The organism is Agrococcus sp. SL85 (genome assembly GCF_026625845.1).
In the GTDB taxonomy this organism is placed as follows: Bacteria; Actinomycetota; Actinomycetes; order Actinomycetales; family Microbacteriaceae; genus Agrococcus.
Map to the genome: position 1 here is coordinate 463,011 of NZ_CP113066.1, position 14,203 is coordinate 477,213.

Consider the following 14,203-nt stretch of genomic DNA (forward strand, 5'->3'; position numbering starts at 1 on the left):
CCGGCTGCTGCCGGGGGCCTTCGTCGTGCGATCACCGCTCGCGGCTCGAGAGCACGCAGAACTCGTTGCCGTCGATGTCGGCGAGCACCGTCCAGGACACGTCGGGGCCCTGGCCGACGTCGATGCGGGTGGCCCCGAGCGCCTCGAGCCGGGCGATCTCGGCCTCGCGGTCGTCGCCCGTGTGGGGCGCGAGATCCATGTGGAGGCGGTTCTTCGTGCGCTTCTCGTGGTCGACCCGCACGAAGACGAGGCCCGGAGGCACCTGCTCGAACGAGAGCTTCGGCAGCAGCTCCTCGGCCCACCGCGGGATCACCACGACCTCGTCCCGGGTGTCGTGGACGATCTGCCAGTCGAGGGCGTCGCGCCAGAAGGCAGCGAGCCTCGCGGTGTCGGTCGTCTCGATCACGTTCGTGTACCAGCGCAGCGGCATCGGTGCCTCCTCGGTCGGATGCCGACACCGTACGCTCCCCCGCCCACGCCCCGCCGAGCGGAGGTGCGCGGGGCTACGAGGCGGCGGGCGCCTCGGCCGGATCGGCCGCCGCCGCGGGCGCGGCGTCGCGCGGCGGGCGCCGCGACCAGAGCGCCGCGAGCAGCGAGCCCGAGACGTTGTGCCAGACCGAGAAGATCGCCGCGGGCAGCGCGGCCTCGGGGCTGAAGTGGGCCTTCGCGAGCCCGGCCGCGAGCCCGGAGTTCTGCATGCCCACCTCGATCGCCACGGCCCGCCGGGCGCTCGCGTCGAGCCCCACGGCCCTCGCGGCGAGGAAGCCGAGGCCGAAGCCGATGGCGTTGTGCAGGATCACGACGAGCGCCACGAGCAGCCCCACCGAGAGGATCGCGGAGGCGCTGCCGGCGACCACCGCGAGCACCACGAGCGCGATCCCGACCACCGAGACGAGCGGCAGCCAGGGCAGCACTCGCTCGACGAGCCGCGGCAGCAGGCGACGCAGCAGCACCCCTGCGACGACCGGCACGAGCACGATGAGGATGATCGACTGGAAGAGCGCCCACGGGTCGACGGGCAGGTAGGAGCCGGCCAGCCAGAGCACGAGCAGCGGCGTCAGCACCGGCGCGAGCAGGGTCGAGGCGGTCGTCATCGCGACCGAGAGCGCGGTGTCGCCCTTCGCGAGGTAGACCATGACGTTCGAGGCCGTGCCGCCAGGCGCCGCGCCCACGAGCACGACGCCCACGAGCAGCTCCGGCGGCAGCTGGAACGCGAGCGCGAGCCCGATCGCGGCGAGCGGCATGATGACGAACTGCGCGACCACGCCGACCACGAACGCGAAGGGCTTCCTGGCGATGACGGCGAAGTCGACCGGCTGCAGGGTGAGCCCCATGCCGAGCATGATGACGCCGAGCAGCAGCGTGATCCACGGGCCGATCGGCAGGAACACCTGCGGCACGGCGATCGCGACCGCGCCGGCCGCGAGCACGACGAGCGGGAACCAGGTGCCTGCGACGCGGCTCGCGCGCTCGCCTGCGGACGTGCTGGACATGTCTGACCTCCTCGGGGATGTGTCCCATCCCAGCAGGTCCAGCATGCGGCACCCGCCACGGGCGCGACGACCGGGGCACGCCGAGCGGCGAGCGCCGCCCCGCGTCAGCGCGCCTCGGCCTCCAGCAGGGCCTCCTCGAGCGCGACCCACGCGAGCATCGCGCACTTCACGCGCATCGGGAACCTCGCGACGCCCGCGAAGGCGACCGCGTCGCCGAGCAGCTGCTCGTCGGGCTCCGCAGCGCCGCGCGAGCGCAGCAGCTCGCGGAGCGCCTCGATGCGCTCGCGCGCCTCCGCCACCGCGAGCCCCGGCGCCTCCTCCGAGAGCACGGAGGCCGAGGCCTGCGAGATCGAGCAGCCCTGGCCCTCCCAGCCGAGCGCCGCGATCCGGCCGTCCTCGACGCGCACGCGCAGTCGGATCTCGTCGCCGCACGTGGGGTTGCGGAGGAAGCGCTCGGCGTCGAAGGGGTCGATGAGCCCCTCGCCCTCGCGACGCTTCGCGTGCTCGAGGATCAGCTCCTGGTAGAGGCCGGCCAGCGGGTCGCTCATCGTGCTCCGAAGTAGTCGCGGACGCCCGAGAGGACGTCGAGGAAGCGGTCGACCTCGGCCTCGGTCGTGTAGAGGTAGGCGGAGGCGCGGGTGGTGGCCGCGACGCCGAGCCGGCGGTGCAGCGGCTGCGCGCAGTGGTGGCCGACGCGCACCGCGATGCCCTGGGCGTCGAGCACCTGGCCGACGTCGTGGGCGTGCACGCCGTCGACGACGACGCTCGCGAGCCCGGCCCGCTCCTCCCCCGGGCGCGGGCCCACGAGGCGGACGCCCGGGATGCTCACGACCCCTGCGGCGAGTCGCTGGCCGAGCGCGAGCTCGTGCGCGTCGATGGCCGCGAGCCCCACGGCCTCCAGGTAGTCGGCGGCCGCGGCGAGGCCGACGATGGCCGAGACCGGCTGCGTGCCGGCCTCGAAGCGCTGCGGCGCGGGCAGGAACTCGCGCTCGGTCATCGTCACGGTCGTGATCATCGAGCCGCCGACGCGCGCGGGCGGCAGCGCCGCGGCCAGCTCGGGGCGCAGGTAGAGCACGCCGACGCCGCCGGGGCCGAGCATCTTGTGGCCGCTGAACGCGGCGGCGTCGACGCCGAGGCCCGCGAGGTCGACCGGGCGGTGCGGCACCGACTGGCACGCGTCGAGCACGACGAGCGCGCCGTGCGCTCGGGCGGCGGCGACGATCGCGTCGACGGGCGCGACGAGGCCCGTGACGTTCGAGACGTGCGCGATCGCCACGAGGCGCGTGCGCTCGGTGATGGCGGCCGCGGCGTCCTCCGCCGTCCAGACGCCGTCGTCGTCGACGGCGATCCAGCGCAACGTGGCGCCGGTCTCGTCGGCGAGGCGCTGCCAGGGCAGCAGGTTGGCGTGGTGCTCGGCCTCGGTGACGAGGATCTCGTCGCCCGCCCCGATGCGCAGGCGCGGGTCGACGGCGGCGGCGCGGTTGGCCTCCGCGAGCGAGAGCGCGACCTCGTTGAGCGCGTCCGTCGCGTTCATCGCCCACGAGACGGTGTCGGGGTGCGCGCCGACGAGGCGTGCGATGCGCTCGCGGGCGCTCTCGTAGTCGTCGGTCGCGAGCGCGGCGAGCGTGTGCGCGCCCCGATGCACGGCGGCGTTGCGGCCGGTGCGGAAGGCCCACTCGGCGTCGAGCACCTGCCGGGGCTGCTGGCTCGTGGCGCCGGAGTCGAGGTAGACGAGGGGCATTCCGGCGGGCTCGGCGGCGAGGATCGGGAAGTCGGCGCGGATCGCCGCCAGCCGCTCGGCGTCGAGCGCCCCCGTCGGCGCCTGCTGCTCGATCGACATGCCGCTCCCCTCGATGCCCTGCGGTCGTCGGCGCGAGGCCGATCCCGACCTTCCACGCTACCCGCTCCCGCCCGCGCCGGCACGGGCGTCATCGTGCGGCCGCAGGGTTCAGCCGCAGGGCTCAGCCGCGGGGCGAGGCGGCCCGGGCGAGCAGCACGGCGCGCTCGCGCGCGTTCCGCGCCCGTCGAGCCGCCTCGCCGAAGGCCTCGGCCGCCTCGTCGTCGCGCCCGAGCCGCGCGAGCAGCTCGCCGCGCACCGAGGGCAGCAGGTGCGAGGCGGCGAGCGCCTGCTCGCCCGCGAGCCCCTCGACGATCGCGAGGGCCGCTGCGGGCCCGAAGCCGGGCCCCGAGGCCATCGAGACGGCGACGGCGCGGTTGAGCGCCACCACGGGCGAGGGCCGCAGCCGCTCGAGCCCCTCGTAGGCGGCGACGATGCGGGCCCAGTCGGTGGCCTCGACGCCCGGCGCGACCGCGTGGCACTCCGCGATCGCGGCCTGCAGCCCGTAGGCGCCGAGGCCGCGCCCGAAGGACTCGGCGCGGCGCAGCGCGGCGCGGCCGCGGCGGATCGCTCCGCGGTCCCAGCGCCGGCGGTCCTGGTCGGCGAGCAGCACGGGCTCGCCCGCGGCGTCGACGCGTGCGGGGAAGCGGGCGGCGGTGAGCTCGAGCAGCGCGAGGAGGCCGTGCGCCTCGGGCTCCTCCGGCTGCAGCGCGGCGAGGATGCGCGCCAGCCGCACCGCCTCGCGCGCGAGGTCGGGCCGCATCCAGTCCTCGCCCTCCGTGGCCGCGTGGCCCTCGGTGAAGATCAGGTAGAGCACGCCGAGCACGGCAGCGAGCCGGGCCGGGCGCTCGGCGCGCGCGGGCGTCTCGAAGGGCACGCCCGCCTCGGCGAGCGCCGCCTTCGCCCGCACGATGCGCTGCTGGAGCGTGGCGGTGGGCACGAGGAAGGCACGGGCGATCTCGGCGGTCTCGAGGCCGCCGACGACGCGGAGCGTGAGCGCCACCTGCGCCTGCTGCGGCAGCAGCGGGTGGCACGCGGTGAACACGAGCCGGAGGACGTCGTCGTCGATCGCGTCGGGATCCCACGGCACGGCGTCGGCCGCCTCGTCCTGCTCCCGCTCGAGGTCGTGGCCGAGCGCGGCGAGGCGGTCGGCGTAGCGCTCCTGCCTGCGCCAGTGGTCCACGGCGCGACGCTTGCCGACCTGGGTGAGCCAGGCGGCGCCGTTGCGGGGCACGCCCCGCACCGGCCACTGCTCGAGCGCCTCGGCGAGCGCCTCCTGCGCGAGGTCCTCGGCGAGCGCGAAGTCGCGCGTGTAGCGCGTGAGCACCGCGACGATCTTCGCGGCCTCGATGCGCCAGACGGCGACGACGGCGCGCCGGGCGGACTCCGCCCGGCGCGCGTCGTCGCGCTGCGTCGTCACCGCTGGAGGCTCCGGGCGGTCACCGCTGCAGGTCCGCCTCGGTGTGCATGCGGCGGATCTCGAGCTTCGTGCCGGGGCCGAGCGGCGCCCGCGCGGCCCACCGCGCGGCCTCCGCCTGATCGGCGACGTCGACGATCCAGAAGCCGTTGAAGAGCTCCTTCGTCTCGCCGTAGGGGCCGTCGGTCACGAGCGGCGGATCGGCCGAGAAGTCGACGACGACGCCGGCCTCGGGCTCGGCCAGGCCCTCGGCGGCCACGAGCACGCCCGCCTCCGACATCGCGGCGTTGTAGGCGCCCATCGCGGCGAGCATCGCCTCGAACGGGGCGTCGCGGCGATCGATCGCCGCGACGTCCTCGTCCCGCATGACGAGCAGGAAGCGCACGGGTCAGCCCTGCTCGGCGGCGCGAGCCGCCTGCTCCTCGCGCCAGCCGGCCTCCTTCTCGATCCACTCGTTGTCGGCCGGGAAGTCGTCGACGCCGGTGATGCGTCGCACCTCGAGCTTCGCGCCGGGGCCCAGCGGGCAGCGCTTGGCCCACTCTGCGGCCTCCTCCTTGGAGGCGACCTCGAGGATCCAGAAGCCGTTGAAGAGCTCCTTCGTCTCGCCGTAGGGGCCGTCGGTCACGAGCGGGGTCTCGTGCGAGAAGTCGACGACGAAGCCCTCCGAGGGGTCCGAGAGGCCCTCGCCGCCGACGAGCACGCCCGCCTGCATCATCGACTCGTTGTACTTCCCCATCGCCTCGATGATCTGCTCGAAGGGCATGTCCTTCGAGGCCTCGATCGCCGCGTCGTCCGAGCGCATGATGAGCATGTACTGCATGGTGCCGTCTCCTGTTCCGGGGCCGCCCTCGCGACCCTCTCACCAGTGCGTCGATCGGGGAGCGCCCAGATCGACATCGACCGCGAAGAATCTATCGATCCCTGCCCTGCGCCCTGGCGACGCGCCACGCGGCGGCGATCATGGCGGCTGCGGCGAGCGCTGCGGGCAGCAGGCCGAAGAGCGTCGTGAGGCTCGCGCCGGCGAGCAGGACGAGCGCGGCGACGAGCTGGATGAGGGCGACCTTCGGCTGGCTGCCCGCGGCGCGGGTGCGCAGCCCCACGACCGCGAGGACGCCGGCGCCCGCGAGCACGATCGCCGGCACCATCGCCCGCTCGACCCACATCGCCACGCGGTCGGCCTCGAGCCCCGCGCCCGCGGTGCCGCTGAGCGCCGCGTCGACGAGGAGCCAGGCCGACTGCAGCACGCCGGGCAGCACGGCGATGGCGCCGATGACGGCGAGCTGCTCGGCGCGCTGGCGCGGACGGTCGGCGGTGGCGCGCAGCACGAGCCAGCTCCAGCCGAGCGCGAGCGCGACGAGCACGACGAGCGCGACCGCGCCGCCGACGTCGGGGCCCGTGCCGCAGAGCCACTCGCGCCCGGAGAGGCTCGCAGCCCGCGCGGAGCCGCTCGCGCTGGAAGATGCCGGGCACGAGGCTCGTGGCGGCCGCGGCGACGAGCCCGGCGGCGAGGAGGCGCGACGCGCCCCTGCGGGCGGAGCCCGCGCGTGCGCGCTCGAGCGTCATGCGGCCATCATGCTCCCGCATCCTGAGCGCCGCGAGCAGAGGTCGCCGCGAGCCCTCGTCGCCGCGAGCCTGGCCGCAGCCTCTGCCATCCTCGTGGCATGAGGATCCGGCTGGCCGTGCGCGAGCCCGTCGACGACGCGGCGGTGTGCGCCCTGCACGCCGCCGCCTTCGACGAGGAGCCCGGCGGGGTAACCCCGATGGCTGCGCGACTCGAGCGGCACGACGCCTCCTGGGCGACGGCGCACGACGGCGACGAGCTCGTGGGCTTCGTGCGGGCGGTGTGGGACGGCGGCCAGCATGCCTTCGTGCTCGACACGGTCGTCGCGCCGCGGCTGCAGGGGCAGGGCCTCGGCACGATGCTGCTCGGCGCGCTCGTGCAGGACTGCCGAGCCCGCGGCATCCGGTGGCTGCACGTCGACTTCGAGCCGCGGCTGGCGTCGTTCTACCGCGGTGCGGGCTTCGCCCCGACGCGCGCGGGCCTCATCGACCTCACCGCCTGACGACACGCTGCGTCACGCAGGTGCGCGCCCAGGCGCACCGCGGCAGGCTGGGACGAGCCGTCCGCGATCCGGGCGGCGCCGACCCGAGGAGGAGCCCGTGGCCCGACCGACCGTCATTGTGCTGCACGACAACGAGGAGTGGCTGCCGCCCTTCCAGCGCGCGTTCGAGGCCGAGGGGGTGGCGCTCGAGCCGTGGCACCTCGGCGAGCGCGCCATCGACCTCGACGGCGTCGCGCCGGAGGCCGTGGTGTGGTCGCGCCTGAGCGCCTCGGCGCACACGCGCGGCGTGCCGCACGCGTTCGACACGGCCTCCGCGATCCTGTCGTGGGCCGAGGCGCAGGGGCGTCGGGTCGTGAACGGCAGCCGCGTCGCCTCGCTCGAGGTGAGCAAGGTGCGCCAGCACGCGCTGCTGCGCGCGGCGGGGCTCGATGCACCGCGCACGATCGCGGCGACCTCGGATGCGGCGCTCGCGGCTGCCGCGCGGCAGATCGGCAGCCCCTTCATCACGAAGCACAACCGTGGCGGCAAGGGCCTCGGTGTGCGGCGCTTCGACAGCCCGGAGGAGCTCGACGCCGCCCTCGCGGCCGGCGAGCTCGAGCGCCCCATCGACGGCATCGCGCTCGTGCAGGAGCTGCTCGTCGCCCGAGACGCCTCGATCACGCGGGCGGAGTTCGTGGGCGGCCGCTTCCGCTACGCCGTGCGCGTCGACACGAGCCAGGGCTTCGAGCTGTGCCCTGCCGACGCCTGCCGCGTGCCCGGCCAGGACGACGCCGAGCCCGCGCCCCTCTTCTCGCTCCGCCCCGAGATCACGGCCGCGCATCCGCTGGTGCGCGAGCTGGAGGCGCTGCTCGCCCGCGAGGGCGTGGAGATCGCGGGCGTCGAGTTCCTCGAGACGGTCGACGGCCGCACGGTGCCGTACGACATCAACACGAACACGAACTACTCCCCCGACGTCGAGGCCGAGCTCGGCGACCGGGGCGCGGCGGCAGCGGTCGCGAGATTCCTCGGCGACCTGGCGCGCGATCGGTCGGCGCGCCGCGCCGCCTGATCCCTCCCCTCCCACAACCGGGAGGTGCTCGACGCCCCGCCCGCACAGAGGCGCTGATCGCCTGGTCCGCGGGGTGCGAGTTATGACGAAGTCCGGAGGCCCCGTGGGGCCTCCGGACTTCGTCATTGTCTGAGCTGAGGAGCGGACCAGGCGATCAGCACCGGAGCGACCGTCGCGATCAGCGCGGCCCGACCACGCTCACTCCCACTCGATCGTCCCCGGCGGCTTCGACGTCACGTCGAGCACCACCCGGTTGACCTCCTCCACCTCGTTCGTGATCCGGTTCGAGATGCGCGCGAGCACGTCGTACGGCAGGCGCGTCCAGTCGGCGGTCATGGCGTCCTCGGACGACACCGGGCGCAGCACGACGGGGTGGCCGTAGGTGCGGCCGTCGCCCTGCACGCCCACGGAGCGCACGTCGGCGAGCAGCACGACGGGGCACTGCCAGATCTCGCCGTCGAGGCCCGCCGCGGTGAGCTCGGCGCGCGCGATGGCGTCGGCGCGGCGGAGGGTGTCGAGGCGGTCCTCGGTGACCTCGCCGATGATGCGGATGCCGAGGCCCGGGCCGGGGAAGGGCTGGCGGCCGACGATGACCTCCGGCAGGCCGAGCTCGCGGCCGATGGCGCGCACCTCGTCCTTGAAGAGGGCGCGCAGCGGCTCGATGAGCTGGAACTGCAGGTCGTCGGGCAGGCCGCCGACGTTGTGGTGGCTCTTGATGTTGGCGGTGCCGGTGCCGCCGCCCGACTCGACGACGTCGGGGTAGAGCGTGCCCTGCACGAGCCAGCGGATGGGCTCGCCCTCGGCCGCCGCCTCGGCGGCGAGGTCGCGCTCGGCGGCCTCGAACGCGCGGATGAACTCGCGGCCGATGATCTTGCGCTTCGTCTCGGGGTCGGTGACGCCGGCGAGCGCGCCGAGGAACTGCGCGCGCGCGTCGACCGTCACGAGCCGGACGCCCGTGGAGGCGACGTAGTCCTGCTCGACCTGCTCGCGCTCATCCTGACGCAGGAGGCCGTGGTCGACGAAGATGCAGACCAGCTGGTCGCCGATCGCGCGGTGCACGAGCGCGGCGGCGACCGCGGAGTCGACGCCGCCGGAGAGGCCGCAGATGACGCGGTCGCTGCCGACCTGCTCGCGGATGCGCGCGACCTGCTCCTCGATGATGTTCTCGGAGGCCCAGTCGCCCGGGAGGCCGGCGATGTCGTGCAGGAACGACTCGAGCACGCGCTGGCCGTGCTCGGAGTGCTTGACCTCGGGGTGCCACTGCACGCCGGCCATGCGCCGCTCGCGGCTCTCGAAGGCGGCGACGGGGGTGTCGACGGTGGAGGCGAGCACCTCGAAGCCCTCGGGCGCCTGCGCGACGGCGTCGCCGTGGCTCATCCACACGGTCTGCGCGTCGGGCTGGCCGGCGAGCAGGCTGCCCGCGGCGCCCACGGTGACGGCGGTGGAGCCGTACTCGCGGTTGCCGGTGCGCGCGACCGTGCCGCCGAGCTGCGCCGCCATCACCTGGAAGCCGTAGCAGATGCCGAGCGTCGGGACGCCGAGCTCGAGGATCTCGGGGTCGAGGCGCGGCGCGCCCTCGGCGTAGACGCTCGAGGGGCCGCCGGAGAGGACGATCGCCGCCGGGTCCTTCGCGCGCACCTCGGCCGCGCTGATCGTCGAGGGCACGATCTCGCTGTAGACGTCGGCCTCGCGCACCCGTCGGGCGATGAGCTGCGCGTACTGCGCGCCGAAGTCGACGACGAGGACGGGTCGCTGGGCGGTGTCGGACATCATGCCTCCTGGGGCGTGGACGCGGCGGTCGCGCGCGCGGCCCGCTGGGCCTCGAGGCGCGCGAGGTCGTCGAGCGCGATGCGGTGCATCCGCTGCTCGACGACGAACGAGAGGAAGGGCACGACGCCGCCGAGCGCCATCGCGATGAGGCGGCCGAAGGGCCAGCGCAGCAGGCTCCAGAGGCGGAAGCACGCGACGAGGTAGACGACGTAGATCCAGCCGTGGGCGATGAGGATGCCGAGCGAGAGGTTGATCCCGTCGCCGAGCGACTGGATCTCGCAGCCCTGGCCGCCGGGCACGAAGAGCGACCACCACTCGCACGTCGGCAGCGGCACGACCCCCTGGAGCGACAGCAGCCCGCCGGAGCCGAAGGCGAAGAGCTCGACGTGCGTCGGCGAGTACTTCAGCACCATCTCGGCCACGAGCAGCAGCAGGAACACGCCCGTGACCCACGACATCACGCGGTAGAAGGTCGTCGCGGAGCGGATCTGCGGGATCTGGTCGATGGGCTTCGGCACGGTGCTCCAGTCTATTCGGCGGTCGGATGCGGCGCGGGGGCGTCCGCGCGCGCGGCGGCGGCCTCCTCCGCCTCCTCGATCGCCTCGATGTCGCGCTCGCGCGCGTCCTTGACGAGGCGGTACCAGAGGTAGAGCGCGAAGCCCATGAACGCGACCCACTCGATCGCGTAGAAGACGTTGAGCCAGTTGAGCTGCGTGTTCTGCTCGGGCGGGCGGGAGACGATGGGCTCGTCGCCGACGACGCGGGCGCCGGAGGCCTCGGGGTCGAGCACGAGGTAGCCGGTGTAGGCGCGGCCGTCCCAGTCCTGCCACTCGTTGACGAGCGCGGCGACGCTCATCGCCTCGTTCGTGCGGCCGCGCACGTCGCCGTCGGTGGGCGCCTCGGCCGGCAGGTAGCGGCCCACGACGGGTGCGGCGCCGACGGTGCCGGCGTCGTCGGCCATCGCCGCTGCCTCCTCGCGGGCGCTCGCCTCGTCGGCCGTCCAGCCGTAGGCGACCGCGAGCGAGGCGCCCGGCGCGTCGGCGGGGAGGTCCGCGGCAGGCGCCCCGTCGTCCTCGACGAGCACGCGGCCGATGATCCACCAGCCGGAGCGGCCGTCCTGGTTCCGGCCGGCGAGGGCTCGGTAGTCGGCGGTGTCGTCGCCGATGAGCGACACCATGCGGCCGCCGGCCTCCGTCGTGAGCGGCTCACCGGGCTGCGCCATCGTGCCGAGCGGCACGGCCGTCTCGGTGTCGCGCTCGTCGCGCTGCCCCTGCTCGACGGCGCGCTCGATCTGCCACTGCCCGAGCAGCGCGAAGATGCCCGAGACCAGCAGGCATCCGATGAGCACGCCGATCCACCGCGGTCGCGCGGCGACCTGCCGGAAGGTGGGGATGGAGGCGCTCATCAGCGCTCCCATCCTACCGTCCGGCGGCGCCGCGCACCCCGGCCCGAGCGGGCCGGGACGACGACGGAGGGCGGCCCCGCCTCGGCAGGACCGCCCTCCGTCGTGCGCCCTCGCGTCAGCCCCGCGCGGGCTCCTTGCGGGTGCCGACGGTGTCGGCCGCGGTCGGGAGCGCGCTCAGCGGCACGATCTCCGGCGCCTCGAGGCGCGCGCGGTCGGCCGACGCGTCGTCGGGCAGCTCCTGGCTCGCGAGCTCGGCCGCGACGCGCTTGTTGTAGGTGTTGATCTCGCGCTCGACGCGCTCGTCGTCCCAGCCCAGCGCGTCGGCCATGATGCGGGCCGCGACGGGCGCGGCCGCGACGCCGCGGTCCCACGACTCGATCGAGATGCGCGTGCGGCGCGCGAGCACGTCGTCGAGGTGCAGCGCCCCCTCGTGCGTGCACGCGTAGCGGACCTCCGCCCCGATGTAGTCGTCGGCGCCCGGGAGCGGCTCCGACAGCTCGGGGTGCTGGCGGATGATGTCGAGCAGCTCGTCGGTGAGGGTGCCGTAGCGGTTCAGCAGGTGCTCGATGCGGTGCTTGTGCACGCCGAACGCGCGCGCGATCTTCGAGCGCTTGTTCCAGGCGGCGCGGTAGCCGGTCGCGCCGAGGAGCGGGATCTGCTCGGTGCAGGACTCCGGCACCTTGCCGTCCATGGCGCTCACGGCCTCGTCGATCGCGTCCTTCGCCATCACGCGGTACGTCGTCCACTTGCCGCCCGCGATGAGCACCAGGCCCGGCACGGTGTGCGAGACGTGGTGCTCGCGCGACAGGTTGGCCGTCGAGGCGCCGTCGCTCGCGGCGAGCAGCGGCCGCAGGCCCGCGTAGACGCCCTCGACGTCGGTGCGCGTGAGCTTCGTCGCGAGCACCGAGTTGACGTGGTCGAGGATGTAGTCGATGTCGGCGGCGGTCGCGGCGGGGTGCGCGAGGTCGAGGTTCCAGTCGGTGTCGGTCGTGCCGATGATCCAGTGCCGGCCCCACGGGATGACGAAGAGCACGCTCTTCTCGGTCCGCAGGATCATGCCCATCTCGGAGTGGAAGCGGTCGCGCGGCACGACGAGGTGCACGCCCTTCGACGCCCGCACCTTGAACTCGCCGCGCTCGCCGACCATCGCCTGCGTCTCGCCGGTCCACACGCCGGTCGCGTTCACGACCTGCTTCGCGCGGATCTCGAACTGCTCGCCCGTCTCGTAGTCGTGCGCCTGCACGCCCACGACGCGCTCCCCCACCTTCAGGAAGCCCTCGGCGCGCACGCGGCTCGCGACGTGCGCGCCGTAGAACGACGCCGTGCGCGCGAGCTCCGCGACGTAGCGCGCGTCGTCGACCTGCGCGTCGTAGTACGTGAGGCCGCCCACGAAGGCGTCGGGGTCGAGCGAGGGGATCTGCTTGAGCACCTGCTTCTTGGTCAGGTGGCGGTGCAGCGGCACGCCCGGCTTCATGAAGCCCGTGTAGCTGAAGGCGTCGTACATCGCCATGCCCGCGCCGATGTAGGCGCGCTCGATGAGCGGCGTGTTCAGCGGGTAGAGGAAGCGCACGGGCTTCGCGAGGTGGGGCGCGATGCGCTGCAGCAGCAGGCCGCGCTCGATGAGCGCCTCGCGCACAAGGCCGAAGTTCAGCTGCTCCAGGTACCGGATGCCGCCGTGGATGAGCTTCGACGAGCGGCTCGAGGTGCCGGAGGCGAAGTCGCGCGCCTCGATGAGGCCGACGCGCAGGCCGCGCGTGACGGCGTCGAGCGCCGCGCCCGCGCCGACGATGCCGCCGCCGATGACGAGCACGTCGACCTCGCGCTCGCGCATCGTCGCGATCGCGGACGCACGCTCCTCAGGGCCGAGCTTCCTCGACCGGCTGACGCTGTTGGTGGTCTCAGCCATGGATCCTCCATCTGTTGCGTCGCCCGGCCCGACGGGTCGGAGCGGCGGAGCCTCTACTGCCGGGGCGGGTTCGCCTCGAGCACCACGTCGATCCGCTGGAACTCCTTGAGGTCCTTGTAGCCGGTGGTCGACATGGCCTTGCGCAGCGCGCCCATGAGGTTGGCGGTGCCGTCCGCCACGGGCGCGGGGCCGCCCAGCACGACCTCGAGCGGGCCGACCTGGTCGACCTGCACGCGGTTGCCGCGGGGCAGCTTCTGGTTGTGCGCCTCCGGGCCCCAGTGCCAGCCGCGGCCGGGGGCGTCGGTGGCGCGCGCGAGCGCGGTGCCCAGCATGACGGCGTCGGCGCCGACCGCGAGGGCCTTGACGATCTGTCCGGAGGTGCCGAGCGAGCCGTCGGCGATGACGTGCACGTAGCGGCCGCCCGACTCGTCGAGGTAGTCGCGGCGCGCCGCCGCGACGTCGCTCACGGCGGTGGCCATGGGCGCGGCCACGCCGAGCACCTTCTCGCTCGTGGAGGCGGCGCCGCCGCCGAAGCCGACGAGCACGCCCGCGGCGCCCGTGCGCATGAGGTGCAGCGCCGCGGTGTAGGTGGCGACGCCGCCGACGACCACGGGCACGTCGAGCTCGTAGATGAACTGCTTGAGGTTGAGGGGCGCCGCCGCGTCGGCCGAGACGTGCTCGGCGCTCACGGTCGCGCCGCGGATGACCATGAGCTCCACGCCCGCGGCGAGCACGGTCTCGTAGTGCTGCTGCACGGCCTGCGGGCTCAGGCTCCCGGCGACGACGACGCCGGCGTCGCGCACCTCCGCGAGGCGCGCGGTGATGAGCTCGGGCTTGATCGGCTCGGCGTAGATCTCGCGCATCCGGCTGGTCGCGAGATCGGCGGGGAGCCCCGCGATCTCGGCGAGGAGCGGCTCGGGGTCGTCGTAGCGCGTCCAGACGCCCTCGAGGTTGAGGACGCCGAGGCCGCCAGCGCGGCCGAGCGCGATCGCCGCAGCCGGGCTCATGACCGAGTCGGTGGGCGCGCCGAGCACGGGGATCTCGAACTTGAACGCATCGATCTGCCACTGGAGCGAGACGAGGTCGCTGTCGCGGGTGCGGCGCGAGGGGACGACGCTGATGTCGTCGAACCCGTAGCCGACGCGTGCCCGCTTGCTGCGGCCGATCTCGATCTCCGTCACCCGCCCAGCCTATCGTCGCCGCCCGGGCCCGGCGCCCAGGCTCCCAGCACCCTCTGAGCGCGGTCGGTGCCGGGCGGGCGACG

15 protein-coding genes are annotated in these 14,203 nt (G+C 74.4%); 2 read left to right on the plus strand and 13 right to left on the minus strand.

Annotation, left to right across the window (positions count from 1 at the left end; translation table 11 throughout):
* Positions 1–31 precede the first annotated feature (31 nt).
* From OVA14_RS02185 to OVA14_RS02220, 8 genes are all read right to left on the minus strand, one after another.
* Entirely contained in the window at positions 32–430 is a 399-nt protein-coding gene (locus OVA14_RS02185; RefSeq protein ID WP_267504677.1) for a VOC family protein, read from the minus strand.
* A 73-nt stretch (positions 431–503) separates the two neighbouring features.
* Entirely contained in the window at positions 504–1,493 is a 990-nt protein-coding gene (locus OVA14_RS02190; protein ID WP_267504678.1) for a bile acid:sodium symporter family protein, read from the minus strand.
* 104 nt (positions 1,494–1,597) lie between these two features.
* A complete protein-coding gene (gene sufU / locus OVA14_RS02195; protein WP_267504679.1) occupies positions 1,598–2,041 on the minus strand; it encodes a Fe-S cluster assembly sulfur transfer protein SufU in 444 nt (147 codons plus the stop codon).
* A complete protein-coding gene (locus OVA14_RS02200) occupies positions 2,038–3,333 on the minus strand; it encodes an aminotransferase class V-fold PLP-dependent enzyme (RefSeq protein ID WP_267504680.1) in 1,296 nt (431 codons plus the stop codon). Before OVA14_RS02200 ends, sufU begins: the two co-directional genes overlap by 4 nt.
* Before the next feature lie 121 nt (positions 3,334–3,454).
* The gene (locus OVA14_RS02205) at positions 3,455–4,750 is read right to left on the minus strand and encodes an RNA polymerase sigma factor (RefSeq protein ID WP_267504681.1); all 1,296 of its coding nucleotides are present in this window, start codon (positions 4,748–4,750) and stop codon (positions 3,455–3,457) included.
* Between the two features lie 19 nt (positions 4,751–4,769).
* On the minus strand, positions 4,770–5,132 hold the full coding sequence (locus OVA14_RS02210) for a YciI family protein (protein WP_267504682.1): 363 nt from the start codon (positions 5,130–5,132) through the stop codon (positions 4,770–4,772).
* A gap of 3 nt (positions 5,133–5,135) precedes the next feature.
* Entirely contained in the window at positions 5,136–5,567 is a 432-nt protein-coding gene (locus tag OVA14_RS02215) for a YciI family protein (RefSeq protein ID WP_267504683.1), read from the minus strand.
* Between the two features lie 91 nt (positions 5,568–5,658).
* On the minus strand, positions 5,659–6,108 hold the full coding sequence (locus OVA14_RS02220) for a hypothetical protein (RefSeq protein WP_267504684.1): 450 nt from the start codon (positions 6,106–6,108) through the stop codon (positions 5,659–5,661).
* A gap of 300 nt (positions 6,109–6,408) precedes the next feature.
* Here OVA14_RS02220 and OVA14_RS02225 point away from each other — a divergent pair, with 300 nt between their 5' ends.
* Both OVA14_RS02225 and OVA14_RS02230 read left to right on the plus strand, forming a co-directional pair.
* On the plus strand, positions 6,409–6,810 hold the full coding sequence (locus OVA14_RS02225) for a GNAT family N-acetyltransferase (RefSeq protein ID WP_267504685.1): 402 nt from the start codon (positions 6,409–6,411) through the stop codon (positions 6,808–6,810).
* 97 nt (positions 6,811–6,907) lie between these two features.
* Entirely contained in the window at positions 6,908–7,858 is a 951-nt protein-coding gene (locus tag OVA14_RS02230; RefSeq protein ID WP_267504686.1) for an ATP-grasp domain-containing protein, read from the plus strand.
* 198 nt (positions 7,859–8,056) lie between these two features.
* Here the strand turns inward: OVA14_RS02230 and guaA are convergent, their stop codons facing one another.
* The 5 genes from guaA to OVA14_RS02255 form a co-directional block, all read right to left on the minus strand.
* Complete coding sequence (guaA, locus tag OVA14_RS02235) at positions 8,057–9,628, minus strand: glutamine-hydrolyzing GMP synthase (protein ID WP_267504687.1); 1,572 nt, start codon at positions 9,626–9,628, stop codon at positions 8,057–8,059.
* Positions 9,628–10,146, minus strand: a complete 519-nt coding sequence (locus OVA14_RS02240; protein ID WP_267504688.1) for a DUF3817 domain-containing protein — start codon at positions 10,144–10,146, stop codon at positions 9,628–9,630. Before OVA14_RS02240 ends, guaA begins: the two co-directional genes overlap by 1 nt.
* Positions 10,147–10,157: 11 nt before the next feature.
* A complete protein-coding gene (locus tag OVA14_RS02245; protein ID WP_267504689.1) occupies positions 10,158–11,033 on the minus strand; it encodes an SURF1 family cytochrome oxidase biogenesis protein in 876 nt (291 codons plus the stop codon).
* A gap of 115 nt (positions 11,034–11,148) precedes the next feature.
* Complete coding sequence (locus OVA14_RS02250) at positions 11,149–12,939, minus strand: glycerol-3-phosphate dehydrogenase/oxidase (RefSeq protein WP_267504690.1); 1,791 nt, start codon at positions 12,937–12,939, stop codon at positions 11,149–11,151.
* A 53-nt stretch (positions 12,940–12,992) separates the two neighbouring features.
* Positions 12,993–14,120 (minus strand): GuaB3 family IMP dehydrogenase-related protein, encoded by a 1,128-nt coding sequence (locus OVA14_RS02255; RefSeq protein ID WP_267504691.1) that lies wholly within the window; start codon positions 14,118–14,120, stop codon positions 12,993–12,995.
* Positions 14,121–14,203: the final 83 nt, after the last annotated feature.